Source organism: Dysosmobacter sp. (genome assembly GCF_034093755.1).
In the GTDB taxonomy this organism is placed as follows: domain Bacteria; phylum Bacillota; class Clostridia; order Oscillospirales; family Oscillospiraceae; genus Oscillibacter.
In genome coordinates this window covers 36,490-54,009 of record NZ_JAXEBZ010000036.1, presented here as the reverse complement: position 1 = coordinate 54,009, position 17,520 = coordinate 36,490, and the positions used below count along the sequence as shown (strand labels likewise).

18 protein-coding genes are annotated in these 17,520 nt (G+C 66.7%); 2 read left to right on the top strand and 16 right to left on the bottom strand.

Annotated features, from left to right (window positions below; all coding sequences use genetic code 11):
• Nucleotides 1-81: 81 nt before the first annotated feature.
• Entirely contained in the window at nucleotides 82-1,980 is a 1,899-nt protein-coding gene (locus SOX55_RS04945; RefSeq protein ID WP_325286328.1) for an LTA synthase family protein, read from the top strand.
• A 48-nt stretch (nucleotides 1,981-2,028) separates the two neighbouring features.
• On the opposite strand, the gene SOX55_RS04940 is transcribed toward SOX55_RS04945, so the two are convergent.
• The 3 genes from SOX55_RS04940 to SOX55_RS04930 form a co-directional block, all read right to left on the bottom strand.
• Nucleotides 2,029-2,559 (bottom strand): methylated-DNA--[protein]-cysteine S-methyltransferase, encoded by a 531-nt coding sequence (locus tag SOX55_RS04940; protein ID WP_325286327.1) that lies wholly within the window; start codon nucleotides 2,557-2,559, stop codon nucleotides 2,029-2,031.
• Nucleotides 2,556-4,379, bottom strand: coding sequence for a CvpA family protein (locus SOX55_RS04935; RefSeq protein WP_325286326.1), 1,824 nt, complete (start codon nucleotides 4,377-4,379; stop codon nucleotides 2,556-2,558). Before SOX55_RS04935 ends, SOX55_RS04940 begins: the two co-directional genes overlap by 4 nt.
• Nucleotides 4,380-4,445: 66 nt before the next feature.
• On the bottom strand, nucleotides 4,446-6,893 hold the full coding sequence (locus SOX55_RS04930; RefSeq protein ID WP_325286325.1) for an ATP-dependent Clp protease ATP-binding subunit: 2,448 nt from the start codon (nucleotides 6,891-6,893) through the stop codon (nucleotides 4,446-4,448).
• Between the two features lie 229 nt (nucleotides 6,894-7,122).
• Between SOX55_RS04930 and SOX55_RS04925 the strand changes: the two genes are divergently transcribed.
• Nucleotides 7,123-7,296: a DUF362 domain-containing protein gene (locus tag SOX55_RS04925; RefSeq protein WP_325286324.1), complete on the top strand. Its 174-nt coding sequence runs from the start codon at nucleotides 7,123-7,125 to the stop codon at nucleotides 7,294-7,296.
• A 104-nt stretch (nucleotides 7,297-7,400) separates the two neighbouring features.
• On the opposite strand, the gene SOX55_RS04920 is transcribed toward SOX55_RS04925, so the two are convergent.
• From SOX55_RS04920 to SOX55_RS04860, 13 genes are read right to left on the bottom strand one after another with little or no spacing between them, the layout of a single operon-like run.
• Complete coding sequence (locus tag SOX55_RS04920) at nucleotides 7,401-8,852, bottom strand: hypothetical protein (RefSeq protein ID WP_325286323.1); 1,452 nt, start codon at nucleotides 8,850-8,852, stop codon at nucleotides 7,401-7,403.
• A gap of 9 nt (nucleotides 8,853-8,861) precedes the next feature.
• A complete protein-coding gene (locus SOX55_RS04915) occupies nucleotides 8,862-9,263 on the bottom strand; it encodes a YcbK family protein (RefSeq protein ID WP_325286322.1) in 402 nt (133 codons plus the stop codon).
• A complete protein-coding gene (locus tag SOX55_RS04910) occupies nucleotides 9,260-9,463 on the bottom strand; it encodes a hypothetical protein (RefSeq protein WP_325286321.1) in 204 nt (67 codons plus the stop codon). Before SOX55_RS04910 ends, SOX55_RS04915 begins: the two co-directional genes overlap by 4 nt.
• A gap of 19 nt (nucleotides 9,464-9,482) precedes the next feature.
• On the bottom strand, nucleotides 9,483-9,776 hold the full coding sequence (locus SOX55_RS04905; RefSeq protein ID WP_325286320.1) for a hypothetical protein: 294 nt from the start codon (nucleotides 9,774-9,776) through the stop codon (nucleotides 9,483-9,485).
• Nucleotides 9,777-9,779: 3 nt separating this feature from the next.
• Nucleotides 9,780-9,929 carry a hypothetical protein gene (locus tag SOX55_RS04900; RefSeq protein ID WP_325286319.1) on the bottom strand — a complete coding sequence of 50 codons (150 nt, stop codon included), beginning with the start codon at nucleotides 9,927-9,929 and terminating at the stop codon, nucleotides 9,780-9,782.
• A gap of 14 nt (nucleotides 9,930-9,943) precedes the next feature.
• Nucleotides 9,944-10,270 carry a hypothetical protein gene (locus SOX55_RS04895; protein WP_325286318.1) on the bottom strand — a complete coding sequence of 109 codons (327 nt, stop codon included), beginning with the start codon at nucleotides 10,268-10,270 and terminating at the stop codon, nucleotides 9,944-9,946.
• A gap of 14 nt (nucleotides 10,271-10,284) precedes the next feature.
• Nucleotides 10,285-11,409, bottom strand: coding sequence for a hypothetical protein (locus SOX55_RS04890; protein WP_325286317.1), 1,125 nt, complete (start codon nucleotides 11,407-11,409; stop codon nucleotides 10,285-10,287).
• 16 nt (nucleotides 11,410-11,425) lie between these two features.
• Nucleotides 11,426-13,282 (bottom strand): hypothetical protein, encoded by a 1,857-nt coding sequence (locus SOX55_RS04885; RefSeq protein ID WP_325286316.1) that lies wholly within the window; start codon nucleotides 13,280-13,282, stop codon nucleotides 11,426-11,428.
• A 1-nt stretch (nucleotide 13,283) separates the two neighbouring features.
• Entirely contained in the window at nucleotides 13,284-13,889 is a 606-nt protein-coding gene (locus tag SOX55_RS04880) for a phage adaptor protein (protein WP_325286315.1), read from the bottom strand.
• Complete coding sequence (locus SOX55_RS04875) at nucleotides 13,889-15,010, bottom strand: N4-gp56 family major capsid protein (protein WP_325286314.1); 1,122 nt, start codon at nucleotides 15,008-15,010, stop codon at nucleotides 13,889-13,891. The genes SOX55_RS04880 and SOX55_RS04875 overlap by 1 nt, the downstream gene beginning before the upstream one ends.
• Nucleotides 15,011-15,041: 31 nt before the next feature.
• Nucleotides 15,042-15,386, bottom strand: coding sequence for a hypothetical protein (locus tag SOX55_RS04870; protein WP_325286313.1), 345 nt, complete (start codon nucleotides 15,384-15,386; stop codon nucleotides 15,042-15,044).
• A gap of 55 nt (nucleotides 15,387-15,441) precedes the next feature.
• Nucleotides 15,442-17,298: a portal protein gene (locus SOX55_RS04865; protein WP_325286312.1), complete on the bottom strand. Its 1,857-nt coding sequence runs from the start codon at nucleotides 17,296-17,298 to the stop codon at nucleotides 15,442-15,444.
• The gene (locus SOX55_RS04860) at nucleotides 17,299-17,514 is read right to left on the bottom strand and encodes a hypothetical protein (RefSeq protein ID WP_325286311.1); all 216 of its coding nucleotides are present in this window, start codon (nucleotides 17,512-17,514) and stop codon (nucleotides 17,299-17,301) included.
• Nucleotides 17,515-17,520 lie beyond the last annotated feature (6 nt).

Genomic DNA, 17,520 nt, shown 5'->3' with positions numbered 1-17,520 from the left:
ATTTTATCAGAATTTTATTATATAATATCGGTGTTCATAAGTATACCACATTTTGAAATTTTCCGGAAAGGATCTGCTGATTTGAACCGACACCATTCATTTCACCGGCTGCGCCTGCCCGTGTGGGGGACGCTGCTGCTGGCCGTTCTGCTGGCCGGCTTCTATACGCTGCTGTGCCTGTGGGCCCAGCCCAACAGCCTCCGGGCCATTGTGGCGGTTTTCCGCGGCCAGCCCCTGCTGATCGTCCTCAACGCCCTGCCTGTGGGGCTGACCATCCTGTGCCTGACCTTCCTCTTCCGGAATGTATTCGCCGCGGCTGCGGTGGGCGGCGGCGTGTGGGCGGTGCTGTCGGTGGCCAACCGCATCAAGATCGAGGTGCGGGACGAGCCGGTGTTTCCCCGGGACCTGGGGCTTCTGAAGGAGGCCGGTGCCGCCGCCGGCGGCTATGATATCCACTGGCCCGTGGGGGTCATCGCCGTGGTGGTGATGGTCACGCTGATCATGCTGGCGCTGGCGGCGCTGACAAAGTGCGGGCCCTTCCCCATCGCCGCCCTGCGGCGCTGGTGGTACCGCGCCCTGGGCGCCCTTCTCAGCGGCGGCGCGCTGGCGGTGCTGATTCTGACGGTCTACGCCTCCGGCGACCTGTACAACAGCTTTTCCGTGTCCAACGCCTACCACGTCCCCGTGGTGTTCAACGAGCTGGGCTTCCCCTACTGCTTCTGCCGCCATTTCACCACCTACACCGTGGACAAGCCGGCAGGCTATTCCCGGGCAGAGGCGGAGAGCTGGGAGACGGGAGACGTACCCGGTCAGGGAAAGGACGTTCACGTCATTATGGTGATGAACGAGGCCTTCTCCGACCTGACGGATGACCCGGCCTTTACCTACCCTGCGGACAATGATCCGCTGGCCAGCCTCCACGCTGCCCAGGCGAGTCAGTTCTGCGTCTCCGGCCGCATTGTGGTGCCGGGGTTTGCCGGCGGCACCGCCAACACGGAGTTCGACGTGCTCACCGGCATGCAGACCAACGCCCTCTCCGCCACCACCACCTCCGCTCTGCGGGCGGTGAACCGGAACGTGGACAGCCTCTTCCGGGTCTTTGACAGCGACGGCTATCAGACGCTGTTCATGCACCCCGGCGATGACTGGTTCTACAACCGGGAGAACGTGTACCGCTGGTTCGGCGCGGAGGAGACGCTGTTCGCCGACGAGATGGCGGATCTGCAGTACAAGGGCCGCTGGGTCACCGACGCATACATGGCGGACCTGATTGAAGAGAAGTTCGACGATGCCCTGGAACGCGGGGACGGCCCCGTGTTCAGCTTCACCACCACCATCCAGAACCACATGTCCTACACGGCGGACAAGTACGGCCCGGATTACGACTATCCCGCCGTGGAGACCACCGCAGCGCTGTCGGACCAGTCAGACACCCTGCTGCGGGTGTATATCGAGGGTCTCCGGGACGCCGACGCCATGCTGGGGTCCCTGATGGACCGCTTCTCCCGGCGGCAGGAGCCGGTGGTGCTGGTGTTCTTCGGCGACCACCTGCCTTACCTGGGGGACAACCAGCTGGCCTACCGGGAGCTTGGGTCCCAGGTGGCAGTGGCGGAGGAGGAGCGCACCGACCTGTACTGCCCCTATGAGGTGCCCTACGTCATCTGGGCCAACGATGCCGCCGCCGCGGCTCTGGACTGGGACAGCGCCGTCTCCTCCCTGGACCTGCCTGCCGATGGCCGCATCAGCGCCTGCTATCTGGGCCAGGCGGTGCTGGAGCTGACGGGCCGCGGGGAGGAAAGTCCCTGGTTCGCCTGCCTGGGGCAGGTGCGCCGGGAGCTGCCGGTGATCCAGAAGCAGACCGCCGCCCTGATGGACGGCACCGTGGTGAAGCAGGCGGAGCTGAGTGCGGAGCAGCAGTCTCTCATCTCCAGACTCCGCTGCTGGAGCTACTACAAGCTGAAGCAGAAAACCGTTCCCTGAACGCAAAACATCCCCTGGCCTGACGGCCGGGGGATGCTTTTTCCGTATTCACAGGGCCGTGCCACTCTTGGGTCGGAACAGCCTGGCCATGTCCACGCCCTCCGTCTCCAGCAGCCGGACCTTGGCGTCCAGCCCGCCGCCGAAGCCGGTGAGGCTGCCGCCGCTGCCCACTACCCGATGGCAGGGAATCAGAATGGCCACCGGATTGCGGCCCACGGCGCCGCCCACCGCCTGGGCGGACTGCCGCCGCCCCGTCTCCGCGGCGATGGCGTCGGCGATACGGCCGTAGGTGGTCACCTCCCCGCAGGGAATGGCCCGCAGCTTCGCCCACACCCGCTCCTGAAAGGCAGTGCCTTCCGTGCGGACAGGGGGCACCGGGCCGGGGTCCTCTCCGGCAAAGTAGGCCGCCAGCCACCGCTCCGTCTGCCGCAGCACCGGCAGCTCCGGCGCCCGCGTTCCCTCCGGTGCCGGCCGGGGGCGGCCCCGCCGCAGCGGAAAGTCCAGTCCTGTGACAGCCTCGCCGTCAGAGATGACGGTCAGCGTCCCCACAGGACTCTCCACTGTGGTGTAATACCTCACGCCGCACTCTCCGCCTCCGGCGTTGCGGCCTCCGGAGCCGCGGGAGCCTCCGCTGCCGCGACCGTCGCCCGGATGATCTCCACGCTGTACGCCGTGATGAGAGTGCCGGAGGTCTCGGTGTCATAACCGATCTCCACCCGGTCGCCCACGTTGAGGATGACGGCGTCGGCGGCGTCAGCGGCGCTGATGACGTAGTAGTGCTGATCGCCCTTCAGCCGCAGGAAATAGTGGCTGTCGCCGTTCATAACGGCGGTGCGGATCTCCTCGATGGTGCCGGACACCGTGTCCCGGCTGGGTTCGATGATCTCCGCCTGCTCCTCTTCAATGAGGCCGTTTTCCGCCAGCGCCTGGCGGTAATTGGTCTCGCATGCCGCCACCGTGGTGCCGGTGGAAACGATCTGATACTGCTCCACGTTCACCATGGCGTACATCTTCACCAGGCCCGCCGCGTCCTTCAGTGCCATGAAGTAGGTGGGCTGGTCGGCGATGTTCAGCAGCAGCGGGAAGGTGGCCTCATAGCGCATCTGCTGCACCTGGCCCTCGGCGGACCGCTGGGCAGACTCCTCGGTGGCGCCGGCCACGGAGTAGAATTTGGTCTCCTTTGTCCGCTGGTTGCTCAGCAGAAAGCCGATGTTGGACTGGTCCGAGGTAACGGAGGTAACGCCGGTATACATATACACGTCATCTCCGATGGCAATATAGTTATAGCCGTCGGTGGTCTGGGTCACGTCCCGCTGGCCCAGGATGGAGTTGAAGAAGCCGTTTTTGTACAGGCCGTAGTAGTCATACTGCTGCATGATCAGGTCCGCCACATACACCTGGTCCACCCAGGCGGGGACCTCCTCATAGTACTCGCTCTCGCCGGTAACGGCGTTCACCAGCACGGCGCCCCGGATGTCGGTGCCGCCGAACAGGCCGATGGTCCGCACCACCCGGGGGCAGATCCAGTAGGGGGTGCCCTCCTCGTCGATCTCAAACACGGGATTGGCGAACATATAGGTGGGGTAGCGGAACCGGATGTGCCGGTAGAGGTTGCGGTTGAAGTGCTCGGCGGTGGTGTATTTCATGCCCTCCTCCAGGCGCACCACCTCCACGTCCTGGGTCACCATGTCCACAATCAGGTAGGCTGGCAGGCCGTTGGAGCGGTTGGTGAACCACTTGATGATGTCGGCGTAGCCCAGGGAGGTGACCCGCACAGGCCGTCCCTGATAGTTGATCTGGGTGTAGTTGTCCATCACCTCGAACTGGGACACCATATCCGCCAGCTCGCCCAGCTTCCGGGCGCCCAGACGGGCGGCGGAGCTGCGGTCCAGCATGGGAATCTGGTGGAAGGAGATCTCCTCCACCTCCGCGGCGAAATCGCCGGGCTCCACCGTCAGCAGCTTGCTGTAGCTGTTGGCCCGCAGCACCACCCAGGAGGCGGCGGTGCCCACCAGAATCACGGCAAACAGCACCACCACCGCCGCGAAGGGGACGGTGCACTGCTTGCGCACGAAGGAGAGGTATCCCTTGACCCCCTCTCCCTGAAACCCGGAGGTGATGACGGCGCAGATACAGTACACCGCGCAGCAGAGGAACACAAACAGGTAGAAATCCTCGTCATGGAAATTCAGAGCCGGCAGTTCCAGATAGAAGTACACCAGCGCGAACACCAGCGTCACGCCGATGTTCAGCAGCGTGCGGGTGAAGGCGTTGCCGATGGGCTTGCGGGCCTTCCGGGCCTTCCGGGGCCGTTCCTGCTGGAACTGGGAGAAATCCGGGCCCGCCCCGCTTTGCTGAAAGCCGCCGAAGCCGGGGCCGAAATGGAATGAAAACGGCATAAACATGCTCCTTTCCTGTGTTGGCATTCGCTGTTGCGTTTATGATACAGGAAAAGTGTGAACAAATCAAGTCGCCGGGGGCGCCTCCCGCTCCACCCGCACGCTCTGCTCACCGGCCACCACCCGGGCGGTGTCGCCCCGCTTCAGTCTGCCGTCCAGCAGCTGCTCCGCCGCCGGGTCCTCCACGGTCTCCCGCAGCCTGCGCCGCAGGGGCCGGGCGCCGTACCGGGGGTCGTAGCCCTCCCGGGCCAGCTCCTCCACCGCCGCCGGGTCCGCCTGCAGTTCCACGCCCACCGCCGCCATCCGCCGGGCTGTCTCCGCGAGCATCCGCCGGGCGATCTCCGCCGTGTCCTCCTGCGTCAGCCGGCGGAACACCACAATGTCATCCACCCGGTTGAGGAACTCCGGCCGGAAGGTCCGCCGCAGCTCCTCCATAGCCGCCTCCCGGACCTGCCGGTCCCGTTCCTCCCCGGCGCCGCCGAAGCCCAGCCGTCCGCCGCCGGCAACCACCCGCTCCGCCCCCACGTTGGAGGTCATGACAATCAGGGTGTTCCGGAAATCCACCCGCCGCCCCCGGGCGTCGGTGAGAAACCCGTCCTCCAGCATCTGCAGCAGCAGGTTCCACACGTCGGGATGGGCCTTTTCGATCTCGTCCAGCAGCACCACGGCGTAGGGACGGCGGCGCACCTTCTCCGTCAGCTGTCCCCCCTCCTCATGGCCCACATACCCCGGCGGGGACCCCACCAGCCGGGACACGGTGTGGGCCTCGGCGTACTCCGACATGTCCAGCCGGATCATGGATTCCTCGCCGCCGAATACCGCCGCCGCCAGGGCGCGGCTCAGCTCCGTCTTGCCCACGCCGGTGGGCCCCAGGAACAAAAAGGACCCCATGGGCCGCCGGGGGTCCCGCAGCCCCACACGGCCCCGCCGGACAGCCCGGGCCACCGCCCGGACGGCCTCCTGCTGGCCCACCACCCGCTGCCGCAGCTCCTCTTCCAGGTGCAGCAGCCGGACGGACTCGCTCTCCGTCAGCCGGGCGGCGGGGATGCCCGTCCACCCCGCCGTCACGTCCGCCACGTCCCGGGCGGACACCGGCCGGTGTCCCCGGTTCTGCCGCCGCTGCCGCTCCTCCCGGAGCTGGCGCAGGTAGTTTTCCTCAATGCCCCGCAGCCGGGCCGCCTCCTGATAGTCCTGCCGGGCCGCCGCGGCCTCCTTGTCCTTTCCCACCTCCGCCAGCTTGCTCTCCAGACTCCGCAGCTCCGCCGATGGCTCCTCCGTCTCCATCCGCACCCGGGAGGCCGCCTCGTCCATCAGGTCCACCGCCTTGTCGGGCCAGAACCGGTCATGGATATACCGCCCCGACAGGTCCACCGCCGCCTCCAGCGCCTCGTCGGTGATTTTCAGACGGTGGTGCAGCTCATACTTCTCCCGCAGCCCCCGCAGAATCAGCAGCGCCGTCTCCCGGTCCGGCTCCCCCACGCTCACCGGCTGAAACCGCCGCTCCAGCGCCGGGTCCCCCTCGATGTGCCTGCGGTACTCGTCCAGGGTGGTGGCCCCCAGCACCCGGATTTCTCCCCGGCTGAGAGCGGGCTTGATGATGTTGGCGGCGTCCACCGCCCCTTCGGCGGACCCGGCCCCCACAATGGTGTGCAGCTCGTCGATGAAGAGGATCACATCCCCTGCCCGCCGGGTCTCCTCCAGTACCTTCTTGATCCGCTCCTCAAACTCTCCCCGGTACTTGGTGCCCGCCACCATGGCGGACAGGTCCAGGGACAGAATCCGCTTGTCCCGCAGCTCGTCAGGCACCTCTCCCAGCACAATCTTCTGGGCCAGCCCCTCCACAATGGCAGTTTTCCCCACCCCCGGCTCTCCGATGAGGCAGGGGTTGTTCTTCCGGCGGCGGGAGAGAATCTGGATCACCCGGGTCACCTCCGCCTCCCGGCCGATCACCGGGTCCAGCCGCCCGCCCCGGGCCTCCTCCGTCAGCTCCCGGGAGAACTCCCGCAGCGTCTTGATCCGGGTATCGTCCCGCTGGGCCGGGGCAGGCCGTGGCGCGGAGGAGGCGGAGGCCCGGGCAGCCTGCTCCCGGCGGCGCAGCAGCGCGCCGTACAGCTGGCGGCAGTCGCACCCCGCCAGCCGCAGCACCCGCAGGGCCATGTTCTCCCCCTCCCGCAGAATGCCGGTGAGCAGATGCTCCGTCCCCACCAGGGCGCAGCCGCCCCGCATGGAATCCTCCATGGCCAGCTCCACCACCCGCCGTGCCCGGGGCGTCAGCCCCAGAGCCGGGTCCGCCCCCGGCGTTCCCACGCCTACGCTGCGGCGGATGATCTCCCCCATCTGGCGGTCGGTGAGGCCCGCCTCCTCCAGCACCCGGTGGGCCGTGCCGGACCGCTCCCGCATCAGCCCCAGCAGCAGGTGCTCCGTCCCCACGTAGCCGTGGCCCAGTTCTCCCGCCGCCGCCTGGCTCAGCCGCAGGGCGGTCTCCGCCCCGGCGGTAAATCGTCTCTCGCCCATCTCCTCAGTTCCTCCTGTCCCGGCGGCCAGCGCCGCGTTTTCGGTTTACCGAGGTCATTTTTTCCTGTTTCCCTCCGTTTCATAACCGCCATTTCCCTCTGCCGCGGGCCTTTTTCCGGGTTTATGATTCAGTGCATTAAATTTCCCGTCTGAAATTTAACAGAATCCCTTGCTTTTTCTGCGGGGTGTGGTACAATGAATCGTACAAATTTTTATGGAGGTGCTTCCCATGGCCTACAAGATCACTTCTGCTTGCGTCAGCTGCGGTTCCTGCGCTGATGTCTGCCCCGCCGGTGCCATCAGCCAGGGCGACGACTCTTACGTCATCGACGCTGGTGCTTGCCTGGACTGCGGCAGCTGCAGCGATACCTGCCCCAACGGCGCCATCGTCCCCGAGGAATAATCGAGGATACATCTATGCCGCAAGGAGTTTTCCTTGCGGCATATTTTTTTGAAGCGTCCTGTGCCAAAAGCCCTCCGGCAGCTGCCGGAGGGCTTTTCATTCCGTCAGGGGATGATGATGTCATAGCCCCACCGGGCGAACTTCTGCTCCAGCGCCTTCCGCTCCCCGTCGGACAGGTCCTCCTGCCACAGCCGCGTCAGCAGCTTCTGCAGGTTGCTGAACGTCTCTCCGTTCCAGGTAAACACACCCTCGTCGGGGTCAAAGTCCAGCTGCGCCTTTCCGGTGTCCCGCTGCCGGACCTCCCAGGTCTGATAGGCGTCCCACAGTCCCGTCACGGAGTTGAAGCCGTAGCGCCGGTAGTTGTTGGCGATGAAGCTCCTGCTGTCCGCGCTGTCCCGGGCCGCCCGGAACAGTCCCTCGTAGTCCTGCTCCTCGGAGGGGGAATCGCTGCCGCCTCCGCCGGTTTTGGAGGCCGACTGGGTGCGGAGTTGGGCCGCCGCCTGCTCCGCCGTCATTCCCATGGCTGCCAGCTGGGCGGCGGAGGGCCGGATGCCCGCCTTCAGCAGTGCCGTGCCCGCGTCGGAGAGCAGCTTCTGCCGCTCCTGCTCCGCCGCCGCGCTCTGCTTCTGCGCCGCAAGGGTAAGCCGGCCGTTGTAGGTCCCCAGCAGCTCCCCCTCCTTCAGCAGAAACTCCTGCCGCCACTGGTCCAGATTCGCCTGAAACCTGGCGGTGTCCAGATTGTACTCCGCCGCCCACTTCTCCAGGCCGACCAGCTCCGACAGGCAGGACTGGCTCAGTGCCAGCAGTGCGTCGGCCTTTTCAAACTCTCCCTGGCTGCGCAGCTGCTCCATCTGACGGCGGGTCTCGTCCGCCAGTTCCGCCTGCCGCCGGTTCACCTCCAGCCGGCGGCCCGCCGCCGTGTTCTGCACCGCGCCGTACTGCTCCCGGCCCACGCCGCCCCGGTCTCCCCGCGCCTCGGCGTAGAGGGCCTGGTTGTCCAGGGCCTTCCGCTCGTCAATATCCGTCTGATCCCGCAGGGTCTGGAACTGCGCCTCCGCCTGCTGGCGGCTCTGCTCCAGGGCGGCAATGCCCCGGGCAGTCTCATAGTCGATGCGCTCCGTCTGCTGCCGGCCCGCCGCCTCCGCGGCCTGCCGCAGCGCTTCCCGCATCCCGCTGACGTCCGCCCCGGCCGACGATTTCTTCGCCGCGGTCACAGAGGACTTTTCCAGCGGGATGTACTGGTCCCCCTGCTGGCCGCCGGAATAGCCGTATTTGTACCGGATGGCCTCCGCCGCGCTGTGGGCGCTGGACACCCCCTGCTGATCCCCGGCCGCACTGGCCGCCTTGGCCGCCGCGCTGTACTTCTGCACCGCGTCCAGGTCCTCCTGACTCATCAGCTGCCGGTCGTACTGGGACACCACGCCCTCACTGCCGGAGGACGGGGCGCTCTTCTCCGCCGCGCCTCCGGACCCGGAGGCCGTTTTCGCCGTGGCCGCCGCCGTTTTCACCGCGTTGCTGATGACAGACGAGGCGATTTCCTTCAACAGATTTGCCATACACCCTCCTTAACCGGTCCAGCGGCTCCGCTCCGGCCGCACGTCCACATGGACAAAGGTCTTGTATACGCCGATGCCGCCCCGGTCCGCCAGCAGCGTCCCGGCCCAGGCCGCCGCCGCGGAGGGGGAGACCCCCTCCACCGCGATGTCCGCCGCCATGCCGTACTTGTGGCGGCTGTAGGCCGCGCCGCCCACCGCCTTGTTCTTCGCCTCCGTCCGGTATCCGCTGAGCACCCGCACCGGCCTGCCGAAATGGGTCCGCAGCTTCTCCAGCACCTCCACCAGCTCCGGCGAGACAAACACCGTGTCGGTGCCGTCGGAGCAGGCGAATTCCCGCACCTGAAAGTGGGGCGCCAGGCGCACCGCCCCGTCTTTGGCCCTGGAGTAGACCCGCACCGCCGCGCCGTTCATTCCCGGCCTCCCCGGGCCGCCGCGGCGTCCACCGCCCCCTCCGTGACGATGTAGCTCACCACCGACGCCAGCGTCACCATGCCGCCCGCCACGGTGGAGATCACCGACTCGTCCAGTCCAAAGGCCATGGCCAGTCCCGTCACCACGCCCGCCGCCGCGGCCCACAGCTTGCGGCTGGTCAGTTTGCTTTTCCAGTTCATTCTTTCTCCTTTCCGGCGGTCAGAGGCCGCCCCCTGCCGCCCATGCCATCACCGCCCCGGCCGCGGCGTACAGCAGCTTGTCCACCAGCCCCTCCCACCGCCGTCCGGGCTTTTCCGTCAGGGCCTTCACGTCGGCTTTGATCTCCTTCACGTCCGCCTGGATGTGCTCCTGCTCCTTGGCGAATACCGCCACGGCAGATGTCAGCTGATCCAGATCGTCCTGCCGCTTCTCCAGCGCCGCCAGATGCTCCGCCGTGTCCCCTGCCAGCTTTTCCACCGCCGTCAGGCGGTGCTCAATCCCCACTTCATCCATAGCTTACACCCCGCGCCCCAGCAGCTCCGCCAGCCGGCTGTACTCTTCCGCCGTCAGGCGGTCATTGGCAAGATAGGCGTCCATCTTGCCCTGCAGGCCCTCCGTTCTCCCCCGGAAGATCAGCAGCCTGCACAGGTTGAATACACTGCTCATGTTCATCACTCCTCTCACTCCGCCGCGCCCAGCTCCAGCAGGCACAGCCGGTACTCATGATCCGCCAGCAGCTCCAGCATGGTCTCCGCCGGGCTGACCGCCGTCTCCCTGTCTCCCTGCTCCGCCAGCCAGGCCGCTCTGGCCCCGGCATTCTCCTCCATGGCGGCGACGGTGTTCTCCCCGTCCACCGCCACCGTCACAAAGCCGTTGGCCGCCTCAAACCGTCCGTCATCCAGCGCCTCCGGCAGCCACGCGTAGCCGTCCGGCGGCAACTCTCCGCTCCAGCTCTGGATGGGCGGGCGGGAGCCGTCCGCCTCGGCCGCAATTCTCAGAATCCGCACTCCGTCACCTCCTCTCATCCGATGGCCGTCACCCGGTAGGTGGTGTTGAGTTTGTTGTTGGCTTCCACATAGTCGGTGCCGTTCCAGCTGACCGTCTCCCCGAACGCCGTCACGTTGATCTCAAACCCCTCCAGATCGCCGCTGCTGCCGTTTTGATAGAGGCCCATGGCCTGTCCCACGCCGTTGAACACCAGCGGCAGTGTGGACGGCGAATCGCTGGAACTGACGGACAGCACCTGCTGCACCACCACCAGCTTCGGAACAAAGCCAACCGCCGCGGAAACGCTCTTCGTTCCCGTTCCGGTGTACTCCACCGTACGGATCCGGGCCAGATTCACATCCGACAGATTGCCGGTGTGCAGGATGTTGTAGTAGGTCGACACGCCATCTTTCGTTTCAGCCAGCCGCAGGGCGTCGCTCAGCGAGCTTTTGTTGACCTTGTCGCTCAGCATGATCTGCCTGGAATTGCTGGTGCTTCCCGCTTCTGTGGCAATGATCTGCAAAAGATGGTTGAAATGCTGAATTTGCCCCACAGAGCCGTTGGTGGTGTCCCGGATAAACAGCTTGGGGTAGGACGCTCCGGCGACGGACAAGTTTCCCGTCATGGTGTCGCCGGTTTTGGCCACCGCGCCGATGGCCGCCGGGGTGACGGGATCACTGCCGGAAGCGCCGTGCTGGGCAGCATGGAGCAGCGCCGCCCTCTGGGAAGCCGTGTCCGCGATCTTCTGATCCAGACCGCCGCCCTCCTCCGCCCGGCTCACTGCCGCCGCCACACCGGCGGACAGCATGGTTTTCTCCACGCTGCCCGCCGGAATCTGGCCCATGACCGCCGCCTGAATGGCCGCCGCTTGGGCGGTGGAGACGGGCTTGTCCATGTCGGCGGTGTTGTCCACCTGCCCCAGACCCACGTCCCCCTTGGTGACGGTCACGTCCTCCGTCAGGGCGTGGCCGTTGACGGTCCGCCCCGCCGGCACGAAGCCCCCCTCAATGGCCGGCAGCAGCGTGCCGTTCAGATAGGCTTTCGTCTCGTCGTGAAGCTGCTGCATGTCCTGCCGGATCACCGTCTCGTCGGTTTCCACCGTGGGAAAATCCGCCGGGTTGGTCCAGCTTTTGCTGAAGCTCAGTTGCTTGAGTGCCACTTGCACCCTCCTTTCATCATCGGTCCCTGCCCAGATACCGGAACGCCGTCTGCGCCGACACGATGGACAGGTCCTGGCCCGGGCGGCAGTTGCGCAGCCCCATGGCAAAGTGCCGCACGCGGCGACACCCGGGCCGTCTCCGGGCCACGTGGGCGTATTTCTGCCCCGTCAGGCACCGGAAGCTCAGGTTCCGGGGCGCCAGATGGTAGCTGAGGGAGCGAATCTCCGTCCGGTCCTGCCGTGTCTCGTAGTCGCTGTCATACTGGATGTCCACAATGCTGTCGGTGTCGGAGCGCACCGTGAAAATGCAGTACAGTACGTCCTTCAGCCGGTCGTAGCCGCCGAAGGACAGCGGCGTGAACCGGTAGACCTTCTCAATGGCGCCGCCGTAGTCCAGGAAGTCCCGGACAAACCGGGTCAGCCGGCCGGTTCTGTCCAGATGGTAATTCGTTTCGCCGCGGCGCAGATAGGCGATGCCCAGCACGTTGTCAAAGAAGAACCAGCTGGGGTCCTTCCGGCCTGACACCGTGTAGTCCCAGGCGTAAACGTGTCCCCCGGCGCACAGCCAGTACCGGCTGTCATCGTCGAAGGCGCAGACCCCGTCCGCCCCGGCATCCGCCGCGTCCGCCAGCAGCCCCGGCCGCCGGGAGGTGCCGTTGACCTTCCGGCTGATGCACACCATGTTGTTCTCCAGGGCCGCCGAGGAGTCCCGCAGGAAAAACACTCCCTGCCGGCTGTTGGCAAACACCAGGTTGTTCTCCACCAGCTGAATGGTCCAGGGCAGGTCGCAGCCGATGCGGCTGTTGACGGCGGCGTAGGTGAGGGAGATGCTGTCCCGGCCGTCCACCGTCTCCACGCTCCACTCCGCCCGGCCCACGCTGCTCTCCTTGAACAGCACCAGCATCCCGTACTGGCGCCCGAAGCCGGTCACGGCGTCCGCCGTATCCCCCGCCAGGTTGTAAAAGGGCATGGGCCAGTAGCCGGGGTTCATGCTCAGGTGATCGTTGCCGTTCCAGAAAAAGGCGTTGGGCTGGGCGGCACAGCCCCCCAGCACCATGCACACGCCGTTGTCCCCGCCGTACACGGCGGCATAGGGGCAGTCCATGACGGCCTCCAGCGCCTCCGGGTTGGCCTTCTCGTAGGTGATGGTCACCGTGTTGTTGGTGGGCGGGTCCGTCACCGGCGGCGCCGCGGCAAAGGTGACGGTGCCCGCCGCCGTGTCCGCCGTGTAGTCCGTCCCGGCAGTCAGGGCCGCGCCGTCCACCGTCACCGCCGTCACGCTGTCCACGTTCCCCACCGGCAGATGGTACACCGTCACCCCCTCCGCGGCGTTGTACCACACGGTCTTGCCGGAGGAGAGCCGGTTTTCCGGCTGATAGGTGTCCCCGGCGCCGGTGGCCGGATCGGCGTTGATCACCGTCACCGGCACGTAGGCCGCCTGACGCATGTCTGTCACCGTGAAGCCCGCTTCCCCGGCGGCAATGCGGAAAAACCCGCCCCGGTTCTTGTAGAACAGCCACTCGCCATACCGCAGGAAGGTGCCCCGGTTCTCCGGCACCTGGCCGCAGAGCTTCACCGGCGCCGCCTCCGTCAGATCGGAGCAGTACAGCCCGTCGCCGATGTGGAAAAACCCGTAGCCCCGGAAGGGTTCGACGCAGCAGGCGTAGCCGGTACCCTCCGCGGACCACACCAGGCGCTGGCCGTCCCGGCACTGCAGCAATCCGTCCTGCCACCAGAGGTTTTTCATCTCCGGGGACTGGTTGGGGGGAAGCCGGTAATCCAGCTCCTGCAGATTCAGCCCGCCGTCCAGCCGGGGAAAGTCCAGCAGCTGCACCGGCCGTCTCTCCGGCAGCGTGGGATAGGGAATGCCCATGTCAGTCGCCCTCCCCTCCGTACACATCCTCCACCGTGCCCACCTCCGCCGTGACTCCGGCGGAGAGGCGGCTCAGCCGCCGCTCATACTCGTTGCGCAGCGCGGCGTAGGCGAATTCATCCTCCTGCATCACCAGGTACGCCGCCGCGTAACACACGGCGGCGTGGAGGACCTCCGGGTCCTCCACAATCTCCAGGTCCTCCGCCGCGTCCAGGGGCAGCTGCGCCGGGACGCGGTCATACTCCACCGTGTACGTCTCCCCGGGCGGCACCAGGATGTACTTCCCCTGCAGGCGGTAATCGTTGGTCCGCCGCAGCCTTCCGCCCCGCAGCACCGTCACGCCGCCGGTGCGGAGGGCGTGGCAGTCCTCCGGCAGGGGGCAGCGCATCCACCCGCCGTACTCCTCTCCGCCGGTGAGAACCGCTGCCGCCGTGTCCGGCTTTCCCTCCGTCCGCAGCTGCGCCAGCGCCTCGTTGAGCAGCAGCGGAATGCGGTTCAGGTCATCCGCCTGGCAGTTGTAGGCCGCCGGCGTCTCCTTTCCCGCGATGGAGTATTTGCGGACCAGGCTCAGCACCTGCCGGCGGAGATCGCCGTAGGCGGCCGTCATCAGCAGACCTCGGCGGTGCCGTAGCCCAGAGGCTTGCCGGCGGAGTCCACCTCCGCCACGGCCACCACGCTGCCGGCGGCGGCAGTCAGGGTGACGCCGGAGCCGGTGAGGGCGCTCCAGTTGGAGGCGGTGATGGCGGTGCCGTAGGTGACGGTGTCCAGGGCGTCGGCAGAGGACTTCACCTGGTACTTCCAGCTGTTGCCGCTCTCAGGGGCGCCGGGCTCCACCACCAGGGCGGCGGTGCCGCTGCCGTTGACGGAGGCGGTGACATTCAGGGGCTTGAGCACCGGCTGGGCGCCGTGGTAGTACACCGCGTCCGCCTTCTCGTTGAGCACGAAGCAGTCATAGATCACGCGGCCCTCCACCAGATAGCCATTGATGCCGGGGGGATTGTCGTGGATCTTGAAGCTCTCCAGCTGCTTGGGGCCGGTGGCGGCCATGGGATGGGTCATCAGGAACGCGCAGCCCGCCGGCAGCCGGGAGGCGGGCACCTTCACAATGTGGCAGCCGTCCACCTCGCCGATGACGCCCTTGCGCAGCATCTCCTGGGACCGGTCGCCGTAGCGCATGAAGGCGCTGTCCTGCTTCAGCAGGTTGGCGAAGCGGTAGGAGCAGAAGCACACCCGGCCCTGGTCGGGCACGTTCCGGTTGCCCAGCACCTCCATGCCGTGGAGGAACTGCTCATAGGCGTTGGCACGGGTCAGCTCCGTGGTGGAGTAGTTGCCCCGGGCGGTGGCCCGGGCAGCCAGGGTGCGGAACACATAGGTGTCGTACTCCGGCACCCACACCTCCCGGATCTGGCGGCTGAGGGCGCGGCCCGCGTCCATAACCATCATGGACTGGGTGCGGTCGCCCTGGTCGATGATAAAGGTAAAGGCCCGGTCCCTGCCCACCTTCAGGGTCTGCACGCTGCGGGTCAGGTCATCGGGGGTGCCGTAACGGCTGGTGCCGCTGCGGGTGTAGTCCCGCATGGCCACCACCGGCACGGAGTAGACGTTCACCGTCTGCACGCCGGTGAACTTGTAGTGGTTGTTCAGGGCCATCACGGCCTGGGACTCCCTGTGGAACTTCTCGTCCACCTCGGAAGCATACTTGCTGGCCAGATTCATTCCGCCTGCCATTTCACATCATCCTTTCTGTCATTCAAATCGGTTACCACTGTTCCATGTCCTCCCGGAGGCCCTGCAAAAAGGCGCCCCGGGGCCGGGAGGCGGTGTCTCCGCCGCCGGTGACGCCCCGGACAGGGGCACGGCCGGCGGCGTCGGCGTTCTGCCGCAGCACCGCGTTCTCCTGGCGCAGCTCCTCCGTCTCCCGGACGGCCTGCCGCTCCCGGTAATTCAGATAGGCCTGCAGAAGGCCCGCTCCCGCCGCCGCGTCCATGGCCACCTCGTCGGGGAACTCCCGCAGGTCCGGGTAAAGGGCCCGCACCTGCTCCGCCTCGGCGGCGAAGTCCCGCTGGGGCTCCGTGGGGACCGCCGTCATTTTTTCCTCTTCCATGTTCTGCTCCTTTCTCGTTTTTGTATGGACCACGCCGGTCGCCCGGCGTCAGTCTTCATCGGCTTCGCTCCTGGCCCTGCTGCAGCACCGCCCGTCGGGCCACAGCAGGCAGCTCCTGCAGCCGGTTCTGCATGGTGCCGGTGAGCTGCTCCGCCACCCGACTCTCATCCACCGGGCCGCCCTGCACCGGACCGCCGGCGCCGGCGGACGTGCCCTCCGGCTCCGCGGCGGCGCGGCTGCGCAGCTCCCGCAGCAGCTCCTCCTTTTTGGGAATCAGCTTGTCGGGGATGCGCTCCAGGTACTGAATCACATCCAGGGTGCCGTCCCGGCGCAGGTTGTCCAGGGTCTGGCTCATGGCGATCTCGCTGAAATAGGTAGTGGCGCCCACGTCCACCCGCATCCGCAGCCACAGGTGCTTGAACCGGGAGAAATCGAAGCTCCGCACCACCCGGCGGCTCACCCGCCGGGTCCGCAGCAGCCCGGTAACCGGGTCGATGGACACATTCCCCGCCCCGTCGGTCACCGGCTCCTCCAGTTCCCGGTCCGTCACCACCGGCCGGGTGCCGTAGTAGGTGCCCATCATGTCCAGCAGAATGGCGCCGATGTCCTCCACCCACTCGTAGAGGCCCGCACGCACGTTCTCCAGCGGCACCTCCGCGTTGGTCTGCAGCACCATCAGCGCCGAGGTGTTGTCCGGCCGCACGTTGCCCATCTGGGCGTCGGTGGCTCCCAGGCACTCCTTGGTGTAGGCCATGGCCTTGTCGATGAGGGCAAAGATCTGATTGCTCATCTCCGCCGGCTGCAGATGCTGGGCCACCTGGCCCACCGCCTGTCCCGGCTGCAGCCCCCGGACGCCGATGGCCTGGCCCACCTCGTTGCTCCAGCTGGAGATCAGGTCGGCGTTGTACACCGTCTTGGGGAATGCCATCAGCTGCAGGTGGCGCATGGCGGTGGCAAACATGGTGTTGATGAAAATCTGGTTGGGCACGATGCCCGTCACCAGCGCCCGGCCATGGTACTGGTTCTTCTGCTTCTCCCAGTTGCCCCAGGCGATGGGATAGCGGGACAGTCCTGTGTCCACGTCCTGGTAGATGACGGCGGTGCGGGTGGCCTTGGTGACGTGAATGGTGCTCTCCCACCGCTCCACCGTCCCGTCCGCCCGCTTCACCGGGCGGCTGCACCGGGTGTACAGGCACACGTACAGCGCCTTTCCCCCCTCCTCCGCGGAAAGCTCCGTCCGGCCGCCCACGCCGGAGAAGTGTCCGTTCTCGCTGTCGGCGGTGATGCGCTCCGCCTCGGCGCTGCCCCGGGCCTCCGCCTCCTGGCGCAGGTGCTCCACCGTGTCCCGGCCCACCAGCAGGATGTAGGGCTGGTCCTCCACGCAGGCGCTGGCGGGGTTTCCGAACATGACGTTGACGCCGTCCACCAGCTCCATCCGGATCTCCCCCCGCCGCTGCCCGAAGGCTCCGCCGTAGGGCATGGCCGTGGGGTCGAACCAGAAGTGGGCGCAGTAGTCGCCGCTGCGGGCGCCGTCGTAGAGGGCGTCCCGCAGCCGGTACTCAAACTTGAACTTCTCCAGCAGGTTCCCCACCTCCGCGTTGGCCACGTCGGCAGGGTCCTCCCCCTCCTGTTCCTCCGGCGCCCCATAGTAGGCCAGAGGCTCGAACCGCAGCGCCACGGCGCTGGAGGTGAGGGAGGCGATGAACAGGCTTGCAATGCGCTTGATGATGTTGAAGGTGGGCTTGGGCAGCTCCCGCATGGCGGGGGTGTCCGGCAGATTCAGCCACTGGTTGCCGCTGAAAAACTCGGTGTTGGTGTCCACCAGCGCGTACTGGCTGGGCACCAGCCGCTCGTTGTAATCCCGGCCCGCCTCGTAAAGCTTCCAGGCCAGGGTGGTGTCATTGTCCCGCATTTACGCCTCCTTCCCGCCGTAGGCCCGTTCCACGGTGTAGTTCTGCAGCAGCCGGAAGGCCTCCTGTTCCTCCTGCAGCCGTCGCCCCTCCCCCTCGGAGAGGGCCTCCGCCGTGGGCCGCGCCTGCCGCCCCGCCAGCTGCCGGCCCAGCGCCATTCCTGCCAGCAGCAGTCCCACGGCTGCCGCTCCCCCGGCCAATCCCAGTAAAAATGCCATTGTTTT